Origin of the sequence: Nonomuraea sp. KM88 (assembly GCF_052245635.1) — a bacterium.
Lineage (GTDB): Bacteria > Actinomycetota > Actinomycetes > Streptosporangiales > Streptosporangiaceae > Nonomuraea.
The window spans coordinates 92,462-108,768 of the sequence record NZ_JBQQCC010000013.1; the positions used below are offsets into that span (position 1 = coordinate 92,462).

General features: G+C 71.3%; 14 protein-coding genes. 1 reads left to right on the top strand and 13 read right to left on the bottom strand.

The features are described from left to right. The 6 genes from ACTWPV_RS33050 to ACTWPV_RS33075 all read right to left on the bottom strand — a co-directional run bounded on the left by ACTWPV_RS33050 (position 1) and on the right by ACTWPV_RS33075 (position 8,723). Positions 1–1,689 carry a tetratricopeptide repeat protein gene (locus tag ACTWPV_RS33050; protein WP_347645278.1) on the bottom strand — a complete coding sequence of 563 codons (1,689 nt, stop codon included), beginning with the start codon at positions 1,687–1,689 and terminating at the stop codon, positions 1–3. Positions 1,690–1,963: 274 nt separating this feature from the next. Continuing rightward, positions 1,964–3,136 carry a signal recognition particle-docking protein FtsY gene (gene ftsY / locus ACTWPV_RS33055; RefSeq protein ID WP_347645280.1) on the bottom strand — a complete coding sequence of 391 codons (1,173 nt, stop codon included), beginning with the start codon at positions 3,134–3,136 and terminating at the stop codon, positions 1,964–1,966. Between the two features lie 53 nt (positions 3,137–3,189). Next, positions 3,190–6,936 carry a chromosome segregation protein SMC gene (gene smc, locus ACTWPV_RS33060; protein ID WP_443154775.1) on the bottom strand — a complete coding sequence of 1,249 codons (3,747 nt, stop codon included), beginning with the start codon at positions 6,934–6,936 and terminating at the stop codon, positions 3,190–3,192. A 174-nt stretch (positions 6,937–7,110) separates the two neighbouring features. Further along, positions 7,111–7,305: a hypothetical protein gene (locus tag ACTWPV_RS33065; protein WP_090938435.1), complete on the bottom strand. Its 195-nt coding sequence runs from the start codon at positions 7,303–7,305 to the stop codon at positions 7,111–7,113. 191 nt (positions 7,306–7,496) lie between these two features. Next, on the bottom strand, positions 7,497–7,802 hold the full coding sequence (locus ACTWPV_RS33070; protein WP_347645282.1) for an acylphosphatase: 306 nt from the start codon (positions 7,800–7,802) through the stop codon (positions 7,497–7,499). 18 nt (positions 7,803–7,820) lie between these two features. Continuing rightward, the gene (locus ACTWPV_RS33075) at positions 7,821–8,723 is read right to left on the bottom strand and encodes a LysR family transcriptional regulator (protein ID WP_347645284.1); all 903 of its coding nucleotides are present in this window, start codon (positions 8,721–8,723) and stop codon (positions 7,821–7,823) included. Between the two features lie 90 nt (positions 8,724–8,813). Here ACTWPV_RS33075 and ACTWPV_RS33080 point away from each other — a divergent pair, with 90 nt between their 5' ends. Continuing rightward, positions 8,814–10,064: an MFS transporter gene (locus tag ACTWPV_RS33080; RefSeq protein WP_443154776.1), complete on the top strand. Its 1,251-nt coding sequence runs from the start codon at positions 8,814–8,816 to the stop codon at positions 10,062–10,064. On the opposite strand, the gene mutM is transcribed toward ACTWPV_RS33080, so the two are convergent. The 7 genes from mutM to recG form a co-directional block, all read right to left on the bottom strand. Continuing rightward, positions 9,973–10,857, bottom strand: coding sequence for a bifunctional DNA-formamidopyrimidine glycosylase/DNA-(apurinic or apyrimidinic site) lyase (mutM, locus tag ACTWPV_RS33085; protein WP_443154886.1), 885 nt, complete (start codon positions 10,855–10,857; stop codon positions 9,973–9,975). The two genes, ACTWPV_RS33080 and mutM, sit on opposite strands and share 92 nt — an antisense overlap. A gap of 60 nt (positions 10,858–10,917) precedes the next feature. After that, the gene (rnc, locus tag ACTWPV_RS33090) at positions 10,918–11,637 is read right to left on the bottom strand and encodes a ribonuclease III (RefSeq protein WP_132628102.1); all 720 of its coding nucleotides are present in this window, start codon (positions 11,635–11,637) and stop codon (positions 10,918–10,920) included. A 204-nt stretch (positions 11,638–11,841) separates the two neighbouring features. Further along, the gene (rpmF, locus tag ACTWPV_RS33095; RefSeq protein ID WP_033409409.1) at positions 11,842–12,021 is read right to left on the bottom strand and encodes a 50S ribosomal protein L32; all 180 of its coding nucleotides are present in this window, start codon (positions 12,019–12,021) and stop codon (positions 11,842–11,844) included. Between the two features lies 1 nt (position 12,022). Next, the gene (locus tag ACTWPV_RS33100) at positions 12,023–12,592 is read right to left on the bottom strand and encodes a YceD family protein (protein ID WP_443154777.1); all 570 of its coding nucleotides are present in this window, start codon (positions 12,590–12,592) and stop codon (positions 12,023–12,025) included. Positions 12,593–12,712: 120 nt separating this feature from the next. Further along, a complete protein-coding gene (gene coaD / locus ACTWPV_RS33105; RefSeq protein WP_347618539.1) occupies positions 12,713–13,189 on the bottom strand; it encodes a pantetheine-phosphate adenylyltransferase in 477 nt (158 codons plus the stop codon). A gap of 26 nt (positions 13,190–13,215) precedes the next feature. Continuing rightward, positions 13,216–13,782 carry a 16S rRNA (guanine(966)-N(2))-methyltransferase RsmD gene (rsmD, locus tag ACTWPV_RS33110; protein ID WP_347645289.1) on the bottom strand — a complete coding sequence of 189 codons (567 nt, stop codon included), beginning with the start codon at positions 13,780–13,782 and terminating at the stop codon, positions 13,216–13,218. A 287-nt stretch (positions 13,783–14,069) separates the two neighbouring features. Continuing rightward, a complete protein-coding gene (gene recG / locus ACTWPV_RS33115; protein WP_443154778.1) occupies positions 14,070–16,244 on the bottom strand; it encodes an ATP-dependent DNA helicase RecG in 2,175 nt (724 codons plus the stop codon). Positions 16,245–16,307 lie beyond the last annotated feature (63 nt).

The window sequence follows — 16,307 nt, forward strand, 5'->3', positions numbered from 1 at the left end:
TCAGACCTCGCTGAGAGCCTGCCCGATGTCGCCGTCGCCGGGTGCCAGGACCGCGGCCCTGAGAAGGTCGTGGCGGGCTTCGCCCGGGTGTCCCGCGGCCCGGTGCACCACCGCCCTGTTGAACAGCAGCTCGGCCGTCTCCGCACGCTTGAGCGCGCTCGTCAGGTCGGCCAGGGCCGCGCCGTGGTCGCCGAGCTCGAAGGCCAGCTCGGCCCGCCCCGCCCAGGCCGCGACCAGATCGGGGGCGAGCTCCAGGGCCCGGTCGAAGGCGGCGCGCGCCTCCGGGTGGCGCTGCTCGGCCAGCTCGACCTGGCCGAGCACGCACAGCAGGTGCGGGTCACGCGGCGCGAGCCGCAGCCCTCGCTCGACGTCCTGCCGGGCCTCGGTGTACGCGCCGGCCGCCGAGCTCAGCCCGGACCTGTTCACGTACGCGGGCGCGAACTCCGGGTCGAGCTCCAGCGTGTGATCCAGGTCGGCGCGGGCACCCGCGAGGTCGCCCGCCGCGTAACGCAGCTCGGACCGGTTGTAGTACGCCTCGGGGAAGGGCGGGCTGAGGCGCATGACGCTCTCGTAGTCGGCCAGCGCCTCGTCGTCGCGGCCCAGCTTGTGCAGCAGGTTGCCCCGGTCGAGGTAGTAGTCGGGATAGCCGGGATCGGCCTCGATGGCCCGCGTGTAGTCGGCCAGCGACTCCTCCGCCCGGCCCGTCATGGCCAGGAGCTGGGCCCGGTTGGCGCGGAGCACGAGCTTGTGGATCGGATGCTCGGCCGGCAGGTCGGCCTCGGCCAGGTCGATGGCCTGCCGCACCAGCTCCATCGCGGCGGCCGGGCGGCCCCTGCGCACCTCGACCAGGGCTTTGCCGTTGAGGTCGAAGCCGAGGTGGAAGGCCCGCTCCCTGGGGTCGGGCAGCAGCGACGTGATCGTGATCGCCTCGTTGATCCAGGCCAGTGCCTCCTCGGGGTCGCGCCGGGCGGGGTCGTGGTGGCGTACGAGGATCATGGCGGTGGCGTAGGCGATGGTGGCGCGATGTTTGGGGTCGGTGCTCTCGCGTCTGGCGCGGTCGTAGAGCTCGCGGGCTTCGTCCTCGCGCTCGATGGCCTCCAGCGAGGCGGCCACGCGCTGCAGGAGCTGACGCCACCGCCCCGGGTCGGCGTCGTACGCCATGCCGCGCAGCGCCTCCAGGCCCGACTCGGCCATCGCGTGGTGGAAACCCTCGTCGCGGTAGCGGTCGAAGTCGCCCGGCAGCGCCCTTGTCGGGGGTGCGGTCGACGGTGCCTGCGGGCCCTCGTCGATCCGCAGCAGGCCGGGGTCGAGCCGGCGCCGCAGCACGGCGACGAGCTCGGTGTCGGTGTGGTCGGCGGCGTCGAGGTTGGCCACGGTCACGGCGAGCGGGCCAGCGCGGTGGAGGTGGTCACGGACGAACTCGGCCAGCCCGTTGGCGATCCTGAGGCTGCGCCGGGCGGCGGGGATGAGGATGCGCTGCGCGGGGGGGAGGTCGTCGGCCAGCGAGCGCCTGCGCGCCGGGACGACGTCGCGGAGTTTCGGCCCGGCCGTCCGGATCTCGATGTCATGCGCGGCGACCAGCTCGGGATGCCGCGCCAGGGCGGCCGGGACGAGATGGCCGAGCAGCCCGGCGGCGAGCGTGTAAGGGCCGCCGATGCGGCGGTCCGCGTCCAGCATGATCGTGTCCACACGACCCCATTCCGTGCTCAGGCGGGGCCGGCGCCCTCGATCAGGCGCCGGCCGGGGTGGGTCAGGTGCCGTGCCTCGGCGCTGCCGCGGCGGTCGGCTTCACGGTCCCTGGCCGGTGAACAACGATCTTCTTCATGATGCCCCTTCGTCGTTGAATGGAACCGAGCATTCAGCTTGATGACCGGTCAATGTCAGCACACGGAAAAGACATCAATCAATGGTTATCTGGTAATGCATATTTCAGGACTAATTACGGCCAAGCCGGAAATTGTCCTCAGTCGCCGAGAATCGCGTCCACGAAAACCTCGGGATCGAACGGCGCCAGGTCGTCGGGCCCCTCGCCCAGCCCCACGAGCTTGACCGGCACCCCCAGCTCCCGCTGCACCGAGATCACGATGCCGCCCTTGGCCGTGCCGTCGAGCTTGGTCAGCGCGATGCCGGTGATGTTGACCACCTCGGCGAACACCTGGGCCTGGCGCATGCCGTTCTGGCCGGTGGTGGCGTCGAGGACGAGCAGCACCTCGTCGACCGTGGCCTTCTTCTCGATGACCCGCTTCACCTTGCCCAGCTCGTCCATGAGGCCGGTCTTGGTGTGCAGGCGGCCGGCGGTGTCGACGATGACGACGTCGACCTTCTCCTCCGTGCCCTTGGCGACCGCGTCGAAGGCCACGGAGGCCGGGTCGCCGCCCTCGGGGCCGCGCACCGTGTCGGCGCCGACCCGCTCGCCCCAGGTCTGCAGCTGGTCGGCGGCGGCCGCCCGGAAGGTGTCGGCCGCGCCGAGCACGACCTTCTTGCCGTCGCCGACGAGCGAGCGCGCGAGCTTGCCGGTGGTGGTGGTCTTGCCGGTGCCGTTGACGCCCACGACGAGCACCACCGCGGGCCGTTCGCCGTGTTTGCGCACGTGCAGCGTGCGGTCGAGATCGGGGCCGACCTGCGCGAGCAGCTGCTCGCGCAGCAGGCCGCGCACCTCCTCGGGCGTGCGGCTGCCCAGCACCTTGACCTTGGTGCGCAGCTCCTCGACCATGACCTGGGTCGGCGCGACGCCCACGTCGGCCGTGATCAGGCTCTCCTCGATCGCGTCCCACACGTCGTCGTCGAGCCGGTCGCGGGAGAGCAGCTCCAGCAGCCCGCGGCCCAGAGCGCTCTGCGAGCGCGCCAGCCGCGAGCGCAGCCGCACCATCCGGCCCGCGGACGGCGGCGGCACCTCGACCTCGGGCTCCACCACGACCGGCTCGGCCGGCTTGGCCGGAGGCGGCAGCGTGGTGGTCGCCCCCTCGCCCTCCTCGCCCGCCCCCGCGGGCCGCTTCTCCTCGGGAAGCACGGGAGACTCGGGCGGCTTGACCGGCGGAGGCGCTTTTCGGCCCGGCCGGAAGAGCAGGAACAGACCGCCGACCGCCAGCAGGGCGACGACGGCCACGATCACGATGACGCCGAGGTAACCATCCACAAGATGTCAGTTTTCCAGATCGACCCCCATGCTCATGCCCAAGGCCACACCTGTCAGGCCGACTCGCGCTCCCTCAGTCGCTGGCTGACCACCTGTGTGACACCGTCACCGCGCATCGACACGCCGTAGAGTGCGTCGGCGATCTCCATCGTGCGCTTGTTGTGGGTGATCACGATGAGCTGCGAGCTCTGCCGCAACTCCTCGAACAACGTCAGCAGGCGCTGCGTGTTGGTGTCGTCGAGCGCGGCCTCGACCTCGTCCATCACGTAGAACGGCGACGGCCGCGCCTTGAAGATGGAGATCAGGAACGCCACCGCCGTCAGCGAGCGCTCGCCACCCGACAGCAGCGACAGCCGCTTGACCTTCTTGCCCGGCGGCCTGGCCTCGACCTCGATGCCGGTGGTCAGCATGTCGGCCGGCTCGGTGAGGACCAGCCGGCCCTCGCCCCCGGGGAAGACCCTGGTGAAGATCTGCTCGAACTCCCTGGCCACGTCGTCGTACGCCGAGGCGAACATCTGCTCCACCCGGTCGTCGACCTCCTTGACCACCGTCAGCAGGTCGCGCCTGGTCTTCTTGAGGTCTTCGAGCTGCGAGGTGAGGAACGCGTGCCGCTCCTCCAGCGCCGCGAACTCCTCCAGCGCCAGCGGGTTGACCTTGCCGAGCTGGTTCATCTGCCGCTCGGCCGCCCTGGCGCGCTTCTCCTGCTCCTCGCGGACGTACGGCACGGGCGGGTCACCGGGCACCGGGGCGTCGGGGCCGTACTCGGAGATCAGGGATTCGACCTCGACCCCGAACTCCTCCAGCGCCCGCTGCTCCATCTGCTCCAGCCGCAGGCGCTGCTCGGTGCGGGCCACCTCACTGCCGTGCACCCGGTTGACCAGCTTGTCCAGCTCCTGGCCGAGCTCGCGTACGCGCAGGCGCACCTGCTTGAGCTCGGCGTCGACGGCGACCCTGGTGAGGTCGGCCTCGTCACGTTCCCCGGCGGCCAGCTGGATGGAGGTCGCCAGGGCATCGAGCACCCGCTTGGCGCCCTTGCTGACGGCCTCGGCCACGGCGGCCTGTTGCCTGCGCCTGGCGCGCTGGGCGGCCGCCTGGGCGCGTTCCTGGCGCTCGCGCTGGGCGGCCCGCAGCAGGCCGTCGGCACGGCCCTCGATGCCCTTGACACGCTCCTCAGCGGTGCGCACCTGCAGGCGGGTGTCCATCTCGCGCTGCCTGGCGGCCTCGCATGCGCCCGCCAGCTCGTCGCGGCCGTCGGTGGTGGGCTCGGACTCCAGCTCCTGGGCGTATTCGGCCTCGGCCAGCCGGATCTCCAGCTCGGCCAGCTCTTCCAGGCCCTCCGCGCGGGCTTCCTCCGCCTTGGTGACGCTCCTGGCCAGGCGTTCGGCCTCGGCGCGGGCAGCGCCGGCGGCGGCCTCGAGCTGGGCCAGTTGCCTGGCGGCCTCGGCGTTGCGCTGGTCGGCCTCCCGCTGGCGGCTCCTGACCTGGTCGAGCGTGCCCTGCGCGGCGCTCACGCCGGCCTGGGCGGTCGTGACGGCGGTCTGGGCCTCGCCGACGCGGGCCTGCGCGGCCTCCAGGGCCGACTGAGCGGCCTGCTCCTGGTCTATCGCCTCGTCGAGGGCGCTGACGGTCTCCTCCGCCCTGCTCTCGGCCTCCTCCAGGTCTTTGACCGCCTCGTCGAGGGCGGCCCGGACCTGGAGCACGGAGGTGCCGCCGTCGGATCCGCCATCGGCGACGTACGCGCCCACCAGGTCGCCGTGCGTGGTGACGGCCCGCAGGCCGGGATGGCGCTCGACCAGCTCGCGCGCGGCCTCCGCATCGTCGACGACCGCCACACCGGCCAGCACGTGATCGAGTGCCGGACGGAGATGGCCGGGCACCGTGACGAGGTCGGCCACCCAGCGACTGCCGTCGGGGGCCTCCCCCCGCCGCGCCGCACCCGCGCCTGTCGCGCCCGCCGCTGCGGGACCGGCTGCGGGCTCCTGGCCGGACGGGGCCGATGACGGATGGTCGGGGGCATGGGCGACAAGGAGCGTGGCCTGGCCCTTGCCCTGGGCGCGGAGCAGGTCGATGGCCTCGACGGCGGCGCCGAGGCTCTTCACGGTGATCGCCTCAGCGACGGGACCGAGCACGGCCGCCACGGCCGGCTCCGCCCCCGGCGTGACCTGCATGGCGGCCGCCAGCGGGCCGAGCACTCCGGCGAGGCCGGCGTCCAGCAGCGCCGCGCCGCCGTCGCCCTTGGCCAGCCCCAGCTCCAGCGCCTCCCTGCGCGCGGCCAGCGCGGCCACCGAACGCTGGGCCTCCTGGTCGGCGGCGCGGGCCGTGGCCACGGCCGACTTCGCGGACTGCAGGGCGGCCCGCGGCGCGTCGAGGCCGGCCTTGGCCTCCTCGGCCGCAGCCCGCGCCTCGTCGGCGACCGCCGCGGCCTCCTCGACCATGGCCTGCGCCGTGGCCAGCTCCTCGGCAAGCGCGGGGTCGGCGGCGGGCTCCTCCAGCCGCCGCGCCTCCAGGTCTTCCGTGGCCTGGCGCTCGCGCTCGGTCGCGTCGGCCACCGCCGCCCGGAGCCTGCCGATCTCCTCCTCGGCGGCCCTGGCCCTGCTGCGTACGGAATCGACCTGGCCGCGCAGCTTGGCCAGCCCTTCCCGGCGGTCGGCGGCGGCCCTGGCGGCCATCGCGAGCCGCTGCTCCTCCGCGTTCAGCTCGGATTCGGCCTCGGTGCGCCGCTCGACGGCCGCCTCCAGGAGCTCGTGCGCGTGTTCGAGCTCGGCCCTGAGGATCAGCTCCTGCTCGCGGGCCTCGGCCGCCTCGCGCTCCAGTTCCTCGGGGTCGCGGCCCCTGCGCTCGATGGCGGCGGCGTCGAGCGCGTGCCGGTGGCGTTCGGCGGCGAGTTGTTCGAGGCCGGTGATGCGCTCGCGCAGCGACGAGAGCCGGAAGTAGGTCTCCTGGGCGGCGGCCAGCCGGGGCTGTGCCTCCGCCTCGGCGGCCTCCAGCGCGGTCTCGCGCTGCTGGCCTTCCGCGAGCTCGTTCTCGACCTGGTTGCGCCTGGCCGTGATCGCGGCCTCGTCGGCGGCCTCGCGTTCCAGGGTGGCACGCAGCGTGCCCACGTCGTCGGCCAGCAGCCGGAGCCTGGCGTCACGCAGGTCGGCCTGGATGACGGCGGCCTTGCGGGCGATCTCGGCCTGGCGGCCCAGCGGCTTGAGCTGGCGGCGCAGCTCCGTGGTGAGGTCCTGCACGCGGGTCAGGTTGGCCTGCATGGCGTTGAGCTTGCGCAGCGCCTTTTCCTTGCGCTTGCGGTGTTTGAGCACGCCGGCGGCCTCTTCGATGAACGCCCGCCGATCCTCGGGCCCGGCGTGCAGCACGGCGTCGAGCTGCCCCTGCCCGACGATGACGTGCATCTCGCGGCCGATGCCCGAGTCGGACAGCAGTTCCTGGATGTCGAGCAGGCGGCAGGTGTCGCCGTTGATCGCGTATTCGCTCTGCCCCGACCTGAACATCAGCCGGCTGATCGTGACCTCGGTGTAGTCGATCGGCAGCGCGCCGTCGCTGTTGTCGATGGTCAGCGTCACCTCGGCGCGCCCGAGCGGGGGCCTGGAGGAGGTGCCGGCGAAGATGACGTCCTCCATCTTGCCGCCGCGCAGCGACTTGGCGCTGTGCTCGCCCATGACCCAGGCCAGGGCGTCGACGACGTTGGACTTGCCCGAGCCGTTGGGGCCGACGACGCAGGTGATGCCGGGCTCGAACCGCAGGGCGGTCGCGGAGGCGAAGGACTTGAAGCCGCGCAGGGTGAGGGTCTTCAAATACAAGCGCGGCCCCCTTTTCCCTCGACGACTTCGGAAAAGACTACTGGTCCCTGATGCGGCCCGCGGGCGCATGCCGTCGGAACCGGCGTGACCAGGGCAAAGGAAGCTTTCCGAGCAGGGGAAAATAACAAGGGACGCCTCTTCGAGACGTCCCTGGGTCTTGCGCTCCGATCACTCTCAGGTGAGTGCCGGCTCGCGCTCTTGCATGCGGCTTAGCGCCTCGTCGCGGGTTTGCGCCGCAAGAGCGTCATTCGTGGCCTGAAGTCGGATGAGTTCTGCCTCCAGATCCCGGATACGCTGCTGCAGGCGGCGCATTTCCGAGACCATTCGAGGGTCAGGACCGCCGACGTGGCCGAGTAGAGCCTTCGCCATGGTAAAGGGTCCTCCACGCTGAGTGACCAGACTGGTTCGCGCACTTCTTATTCCGCGGGAGGGGTGCGCGTGGTACTTAACAAGAGTCGCACCGGCAGTGTGGGCGGTCAAGTCGATCGAACCGCTGAGCCCTACTGATGGGCACTCCCGACATACAACTATACCCCATTTGGGGGGTTTAGGGGAAGTCGCTATCGCTCCACAAAACCGCCCAAACTACCTCGTGGTTCGCTCCAACGTTCCACTACTCCATCGACCCTGCCCGGCGTGTCGCAACCTCTGAGCAGCTCCAGCAGCTTGACGCACGCCGACCGCGGCCCCTCGGCGACCACCTCCACCCGGCCGTCCTCGGTGTTGCGCGCCCATCCCGCCAGTCCGAGCTCGAGCGCTCTGGCCCGGGTCCACCAGCGGAACCCCACACCCTGGACCCTCCCCCGCACCCAGGCAGTCACCCGGACGTTCTCCGATTTTTCGGTATTTTTCGTGTTCTCCGACATCTGATCTCCCCTGTGCTCTCACGCCACCAAGGCCTCCGAGCCGAGCGCGTGCCGGGCCGCCGCGTCGCGGAACGCCCGGATCGCCGCCGTCTCGGCCGCCCGCGCCCAGGCCAGGCCGAGAATCGACGGAGGCAGGCCGGCGACGGGGACGAACCTCACGTCGGGACGCCTGTGGTGGGCGGCCGTGGGGGCGCAGAAGAGCATGCCGCCCCGGCCGAGCGCCACCTGGGTCAGGCCCTCCTGGCTCGTGGTCACCGTACCGGCCCGGGGAATCGGACGTCCTGAAGGGGTCACGGAGGGTGCCACGCGTTCCCGCCAGGCGCGCGGTGCTGGACCGTCCAGGCCGATCAGGGGCAGGCCCGCCAGTTCCTCGGCGCCGATGCTCGCCCGGCCGGCCAGGGGATGGCGGGTGGAGACGCCCAGCTCGTACGACACCCGGTTCAGGCCCTCGCCCACCGCCAGGTCGGGCTCGTCCACCGGCAGCAGCGTGAACGCGATGTCCACCCGTCCGGCCCGCAGCCTGCCGAACGGGTCGGACAGCGGGATCTCCACCAGCTCGACCTCGCAGCCGGGGTGGCGGCTCTCGAAGGCGCGTACGCTGCCCGTCACGACATCCGTGGGCGTGGCCAGGAACCCCACCCTGAGCACGCCCGTCACCTCGCGGGCGGCCGCCTTCGCCCGGCTCACGGCCGTGGCCAGCCCTTCGTACGCGGGCCTCAGGTCGGCCAGGAAACGTTCGCCGAGCGGTGTCAGGCGCACCCGCCTGCTGGTCCGCTGGAAGAGCCGGCCGCCGATCCTGGTCTCCAGCGAGCGCATGAGCTGGCTCACCCGGCCCGGAGACAGGTAGAGGCGCTCGGCCGTACGCGCGAAGTGCAACTCCTCGCTGAGCACGACGAAGCACTCCAGTTCCCTGAACTCCATCTCCACCTCCACCGATCGCTTAGCCTGCCTAAACCAAGCTTTCGGCCTTCGCCATTGTTCCCGCCCGCGGACGCCAGAAGGCTGAGCGACATGACAATGACCGATGTACGCGCCTCCACCCAGGCGCGATGGCTCGCCGTGACCTCGGTCGCGGTCGGCACCTTCACCATCGTGACCAGCGAGATGCTGCCCGTCGGGCTGCTGACCGCGATCGCCTCCGACCTCCGCGTCTCCGACGGCACGGCCGGGCTGATGATGACGGCCCCAGGGCTGGTCGCGGCGGTCGCCGCACCCCTGCTGGCGGTGACCACCCGCCGGGTCGACCGGCGGGTCACCCTGCTGGGGCTGATGGCGTTGCTGGCGGTGGCCAACCTGGCGGGCGCGTTCGCCCAGAGCCACGTCGTCATGATGGCCGCCCGGGTGCTGACCGGGGTGAGCATCGGCGGTTTCTGGGCGTTCGCGGCCGGGCTGGCGCCCCGGCTCGTGCCCGGCCGGTCGGTCGGACGGGCCACGTCGATCATCTTGTCCGGGGTGTCGGTGGCGTCGGTGCTGGGGGTGCCGGCGGCCACATTCGTGTCGTCGTTCGCGGGGTGGCGGAGCGCGTTCATCGCCATGGGGGTGGTGGCGCTGGTCCTGCTCGCCGTGCTCGCCGCCACCCTGCCGCCGCTTCCCGGCGACCCGCCGCCCACGCCCGCCCGGCCTCGGAACGACCGCGAAACCGCCCAGAACGGCTCCACACCGGCGCGGGACGCCGCGGGGGGCACCGAGGCCGCCCGCCGGCCCGGCAGGCGGGCGGCGTGGCTCTCACGGCCGCTCAGGCTCGTGCTCGTGCTGACCGTCCTCCTCGTGTCCGGCCACTTCGCGGCCTACACCTACGTCCGGCCGTTCCTGGAGCAGGTCTCGCACGCCGGCCCCGCCCTCATCAGCACCGCGCTCCTCGTGTACGGCGCCGCCGGCGTGGCGGGCAACTTCGCCTCAGGTGCGCTGGCCGCCAGGAACCCCAGGCCGGTGCTGATCGCGCTGGCCGCGCTCATGGCCCTGGCCACGGCGGCGCTGCCGGTGATCGGGCTGCCCCTGGCCTTGCTCGTGGTGTGGGGCCTCGGCTACGGCGGCGTGGGCGTCGCCCTCCAGCTGTGGATCATGCGGGAGGGCGGCGGCGAGCTCGGCACGGCGCTGTTCGTCAGCGCCTTCAACGTCTCCATCGCGCTCGGCGCGCTCGCCGGCGGCCGGGTGGTCGACGGCGTCTCGATCAGCGCGGTGATGGGACTGGCGGCGGGCCTGGCCGCTCTGGGCGCGGTCGTCGCTGGCATCTGGGGCAGGAGTAGGACGACCGGTTCATGAACGCCTCGCGCCGGATCGGGGCGCCGCAGCGCGAGCACGGCAGGTCGCGCCGGCCGTAGACCTCCAGGGAACGCTCGAAGTAGCCGCTGTCGCCGTTGACGTCGACGTAGAGGCTGTCGAACGACGTGCCGCCCTGCTGGAGGGCGGCGGCCATCACCGCGCGGACCGCGGCCAGCAGCTCGGCGATCTTGGGCCTGGTGAGCGTCTGCGTGGGACGGGCCCAGTGAAGCCGGGCGATCCACAGAGCCTCGTCGGCGTAGATGTTGCCGACGCCGCTGATCAGCGACTGGTCGAGCAGGGCCCGCTTGATCTCGGTGCGTTTGGCCCTGAGCCTGCGGGTGAACTCCTCCTCGTCGAACGCCGCCTCGAACGGGTCGGGCGCGATGTGGGCGATCGGCTCGGGCACGCCGCCGACCAGGGCGGTGAGCATGATGTGGCCGAACGTACGCTGGTCGACGAAGCGCAGGTCGGGGCCGCCGTCCTCGAAGCGGAGGCGTACCCTGAGGTGTTTCTCCGGCGGCGCGTCACCGTCGACCACCAGCAACTGGCCGCTCATCCCCAGGTGGGCCATGAGCGCCTCCTCGGCGCCCGACAGCGGCAACCACAGATATTTGCCGCGGCGCTCGGCCGACAGCAGCGTGCGGCCCTTCAGCCGCGCGGTGAACTCGTCGGGGCCGGGCATGTGACGCCTGATCGCGCGGGGGTGTAGCACCTCCGCCGAGGCGATCTCACGGCCGATGACCCATTGCGCGAGGCCGCGCCTGACGACCTCGACCTCGGGCAGCTCGGGCAACACGCACCTCGCCCTCTGGACGCCGAACTCTCACCTTGTGGAAACCCCGGACGCGGACACTCAGCTCGCGGGCTGGCTCTCCCGCTGCTCCCTGCGAGCCCTGATGCGGGTCCACGCCGCCTCGGCCGCCTGCTGCTCGGCCTCCTTCTTGCTGCGCCCGGTGCCCGAGCCGTAGGACTCGCCGCCGACCCGCACCATCGCCGTGAACGACTTGGCGTGGTCGGGGCCGCTCTCCTCGACATGGTATTCGGGCACGCCGAGCGCCTCGGAGGCGGTCAGCTCCTGCAGGGAGGTCTTCCAGTCGAGCCCCGCGCCCAGCGACGCCGAGCGCACGATCAGCGGGTCGAACAGCAGGTGCACCACCCGGAACGCCTCGTCGAGACCCTTGTCGACATAGACCGCGCCGATCAGCGCCTCGAGCGTGTCGGCCAGGATGGACGACTTGTCGCGCCCGCCGGTGCCCTCCTCGCCCCTGCCGAGCCGCAGGAACCGGCCCAGCCCGAGCCCGCGGGCCACGTCGGCCAGCGCCCGCATGTTGACCACCGCGGCGCGCAGCTTCGCCAACTGGCCCTCGGGCAGATCGGGATGGTTGCGGTAGAGAGTGTCGGTGACCACCAGGCCCAGCACCGAGTCGCCCAGGAACTCCAGGCGCTCGTTGGTGGGCAGGCCACCGTTCTCGTACGCGTAGGAGCGGTGCGTCAGCGCCCGCTCGAGGATCGCGGGATCCAGGGCGACCGCCAGGACCCGCTCCAACTCGTCTCTGGCGACCTCCACGGCCACCGGCTTAGGACCTGCGCCCACGTGCTTCCTCCTCGGACATCTTCACACGGCGCGCCGGCTGCGGAAGATGCCCGAAAACGTGGTGGGCGTCGGGGTAACGCGTAGCCCCGGCGTCCACCACGGCCGCGGGCGAACCGCCGCCGCACGCATCCGAAACGGTAACGCCGACCGAGGCACAATGGCACCCGGCCGGCATCACGTCAATCAGGCGGACGGCTCGATGACCTGACGACGGTTGTAGGTGCCGCAGGTGGGGCACGCGATGTGCGGCTGCTTCGGCGAACGGCACTGCGGGCAGCTCACCAGGGCGACAGCAGTCGTCTTCCACTGGGAGCGACGGGCGCGGGTGTTGCTCCGCGACATCTTTCGCTTCGGGACGGCCACGTCACTTCTCCTGATCGTTATCGTTCTCGGAAATCAGACCTTGCAACGACGCCCAGCGGGCGTCGATCTTCTCGTGCCGGTGATCCGCGCCGGCCTCGGCCAGCTTGATCCCGCACTCCGCGCAGAGCCCTTCGCAGTCATCCCTGCACACCGGGCTCAACGGAAGTGCGAGCACCACCGCGTCGCGGAAGGTCGGCTCGAGGTCGAGCAGCTCCCCGTCGAGCAGCGAATCCTCCTCCGAGGTGTCCTCGTCGGAGTAGAAGAACAGCTCCTGCAAGTTGACCTCGACATCCGAGGTGACAGGGTCGAGGCACCGCGCGCACTCCCCGGCCAGCGGGGCCTGCGCCGTGCCTGAGACGAGCACGCCTTCCATCACTGCCTCGAGCCGGAGATCCAGCTCGACTTCGGCGTCCTTGGGGACACCGATCATGTCGACGCCGAGATCTGCCGGTGCCGGGAGCGACAGGGTCATCTGCCTCATCGTGCCCGGCCGCTTTCCCAGGTCATGAGTGGAGATCACCCAAGGGGAGCGGGGGTCGAGGTGCTGAGTCATCCTGCTCTCGCTAGGCATGGCGAAAACCGTCGCCGTCGTACAAGGCCGAAAAGAAAGAATAGCAGCCCTGCGGGGGGCATGCCCCCCGCATACCCCCCGACGGCATCGTGCTGCGCCCGTTTCCTCAACGCTCGGGCGCTAGCTTCTGAGGCGCTCGATGAGCAGCTTGTGCACCAGATCCGGCACGAGGCCCGACACGTCGCCGCCGTATCGGGCGATCTCCTTCACCCGGCTGGAGGAGAGGAACGAGTATTCGGGGTTGGTCGGCATGAACAGCGTCTCGACCCCCGACAGGCGGTAGTTGAGCTGCGCCATCTGCAGCTCGTAGTCGAAGTCGCTGACCACCCTGATGCCCTTGACGATGGCGGGGATGTCGTGCTGCCTGCAGAAGTCGACCAGCAGGCCATGGAACTTCTCGACTTTGACGTTCGGATATTCCTTGGTCACGGTCTGCAGGATGTCGATCCGTTCGTCGACCGTGAACAGGCTGCTCTTCTCGACATTGATGAGAACGGCCACGGTCACCTCGTCGTACAGCCGCGCGGACCGGCCGATGATGTCGAGGTGGCCATTGGTGATGGGGTCGAACGACCCCGGGCAGACTACGCGGCGCAAGACGCCTCCCAGGTTTACGGGCAGGTCTACGGGTTCCCGGCGGCGCGACCGTACCAAACGGACGCTTCACCATATCGACGGACCCTCTCCTCAACGTAGCCTTCCGGCCACATAAGGGCCTTTCCCCTGCTTTCCCGCTCGAACGCCACCAACGCCTCTCCAGCCAGCCAGCCGTTGTCGCGCAGCAACTCCAGAACCCGCTCCACCTCGCCGTCGGTCGTGGCGTAGGGCGGGTCGGCGAACACGATGTCGTACGGCTCGTCAGGCGCCTTCCCGAGCACCCGCGTCACCTTGTCGGCCACCACGCGGGCGCCGTCGAGGCCGAGCGAATCGACGTTGGCCCTGATCGTCCTGACGGCCCTGGCATCGGACTCGACCAGCAGGGCCGCGGCCGCACCCCTGGACAGCGCCTCCAGCCCGACCGCGCCCGAACCGGCGTACAGGTCGATCACCCGGGCGTCGCGGATCCCGTGCAGGGAGTCGAGCGTCAAGAGAATCCCTTCTCGCGCTCTGTCACTGGTCGGTCTCGTCCCGCGCCCCGGCGGCACGGCCAGGCGCCTGCCACCCGCGATGCCTGCGATGATCCGCGTCATGTGACCCATTGTTCCGTATGTTCGCGCAGGTCAAGGATGCACAAGTGTCTGCCTCGACTACGCAAGGGTGATTCACATCGGGAGGATCGGCCCGCATGATGAGTTCTGCGGCCTTCAAGGTGACCCACATGAAGGCCGACCGGCGTGATCGTGAGCCCTTCCGCACGCCGGTTCCCTCGGCACCTGACCCGAGGGTGGGCCCAGCCGGGGACGGCATTCGGGGGGAGGCCGTCCCCGCGGCTGGGCCTTTACATGGTCGTTTTGATCGGCGGCCGCCCTGCCCCGCCTCAGGTCTTCTCCAGGTATTCCGCACGCTCGTCAGCCAGCAGCCGTTCGATCTCCGCGCGCAGACCCTCGTGGGACGCGAGCTCGGGATCGCGGGCCAGCAGCGCGCCGGCCTCCTCCCTGGCCGTGGCGATGACGTCCTCGTCGCGCAGGAGTTGCAGCAGCTTCAGCGAGGAGCGCTTGCCCGACTGCGCCGCGCCCAGGACGTCGCCCTCCCGCCGCTGCTCCAGATCGACCCGTGACAGCTCGAACCCGTCGAGCGTCGCAGCCACCGCGTCGAGGCGGGCGCGGGCCGGGGTGCCCTCGGGGAAGTCGGAGACCAGCAGGCACAGGCCGGGCAGGCCGCCCCGGCCGACCCGACCGCGCAGCTGGTGGAGCTGGGAGACGCCGAAGCGGTCGGCGTCCATGATGATCATGACGGAGGAGTTGGGCACGTCGACCCCGACCTCGATGACCGTGGTGGCCACCAGGACGTCGAGCTCGCCTCGCGTGAAGGCGCGCATGAGCGCGTCCTTCTCCTCCGGAGGCAGCTTGCCGTGCAGCGTGCCGACCCGCAGGTCGTGGAAGGGCCCCTCGGACAGGAGCTGGGCCACGTCGAGCACCGCGAGCGGCGGGCGCCGCTCCTCGTCGGCGGGGGTCGCCAGATCGCCCTCGTCGCCCTCCAGGTCGCCGATGCGGGGGCACACGATGTAGGCCTGCCGCCCCAGCCCCACCTCCTCCCTGACCCGCTGCCAGGTGCGTTCGAGGTAGTGGGGCTTCTCGGCTGCCGGGACGACGTGGGTGGTGATGGGGGCACGACCCGACGGGAGCTGGGACAACGTCGAGACCTCCAGGTCGCCGAAGACCGTCATCGCGACCGTGCGCGGGATCGGCGTGGCCGTCATCACCAGGACGTGCGGGCGCGTCCCGCCGGCCTTCTCGCGCAGCGCGTCGCGCTGCTCCACCCCGAACCGGTGCTGCTCGTCGACCACGACCAGCCCGAGGTCGACGAACTGGACGTGCTCCTGCAGCAGAGCATGCGTGCCGACGACGATGCCCGCCGTGCCGGAGGCGGCGTCGAGCAGGGCCGATCGGCGGCCGGCGGCGCCCATCGAGCCGGTCAGCAGGGTGACGGCCGTGCCCCCGAACATGCCTCCCTGCGCCAGGTCGCCCAGCATGGTGGTGATCGAGCGGTGGTGCTGCTGGGCGAGCACCTCGGTCGGCGCCAGCAGCGCCGCCTGGCCGCCCGCGTCGACCACCTGGAGCATCGCGCGCAGCGCCACCACCGTCTTGCCCGCCCCGACCTCGCCCTGCAGGAGCCGGTGCATCGGATGCTCCAGCGCGAGGTCGGCGGCGATCTCCTCGCCGACCTTCGCCTGGCCCTCCGTCAGCGCGAACGGCAGCCGCGCGTCGAAGTCGTCCAGCATGCCGCCGGACCGCCTGGGCCTCGGCCTGGCGGGCCAGGCGGTGGCCGCCTGCCGCCGCTGGAGCAGCACCGCCTGCAGCACGAACGCCTCGTCGAACTTCAGCCTCTTGCGCGCCCTGCCGACCTCGGCGAAGTCTTTCGGCCGGTGGATGGCCACGAGCGCCTCGCCCAGGTCCTGCAGGCCGTGGCGGGCCCGCAGCTCGGCCGGCAGCGGATCTTCGAGCGGGCCCAGCGTGTCGAGCACGACGCCGACCGCGCGCCTGATCGCCCACGGCGTCACGTCCTTGCCCGCCGGGTAGATCGGCACCGGCGCCGCCGCGAACTCCTCCGCGCTCGCCTCTCCCTCCTCGAACAACTCGAACTCCGGATGAGCGAGCTGCCAGCGCGGCTTGGCCCGCGCGCCGAACAACCCCACCTTGCCGGCGAACATCCCGCGCCGCCCCGGCTTGAGCCGCGACTCGGCCACGTGGGAGCCCTTGCCGAAGAACGACAGGTAGAGCCGGTTGCCGTTGCCGTCGACGATCTCGACCTCCAGCCAGGTGCCGCCCCGGTTGCGCATGGGCTTGCGCATCAGCCTGGTCACCTCGCCGACCACCGTGACGTGCTCGTCGACCGCCAGCGCGTCGAGCGAGGTCAGCTCGCCGCGCTCGGCATAGCGGCGCGGATAGTGGCGCAGCAGGTCGCCGACCGTCTCCAGGCCGAGCACGCTGTGCAGCAGCTTGGCGGTCTTCGGGTCGAGGGCCTTCGTCAGAGGCTCGTCGAAACGGCTCACGGCACTTAGTTCTACCGCCTGAGGCCGACAGGAATCCCCTCCCCCGCCGCCCGCGTGCCGATC

Excerpts from the sequence above, each read along its gene's own strand:
- ACTWPV_RS33080 (WP_443154776.1), top strand. The coding sequence starts at position 8,814 with ATGACAATGACCGATGTACGCGCCTCCACCCAGGCGCGATGGCTCGCC.
- rsmD (WP_347645289.1), bottom strand. The coding sequence starts at position 13,782 with ATGACGCGGATCATCGCAGGCATCGCGGGTGGCAGGCGCCTGGCCGTG.
- ACTWPV_RS33065 (WP_090938435.1), bottom strand. The coding sequence starts at position 7,305 with ATGGCGAAGGCTCTACTCGGCCACGTCGGCGGTCCTGACCCTCGAATG.
- ACTWPV_RS33100 (WP_443154777.1), bottom strand. The coding sequence starts at position 12,592 with ATGCCTAGCGAGAGCAGGATGACTCAGCACCTCGACCCCCGCTCCCCT.
- ACTWPV_RS33070 (WP_347645282.1), bottom strand. The coding sequence starts at position 7,802 with ATGTCGGAGAACACGAAAAATACCGAAAAATCGGAGAACGTCCGGGTG.
- ACTWPV_RS33075 (WP_347645284.1), bottom strand. The coding sequence starts at position 8,723 with ATGGAGTTCAGGGAACTGGAGTGCTTCGTCGTGCTCAGCGAGGAGTTG.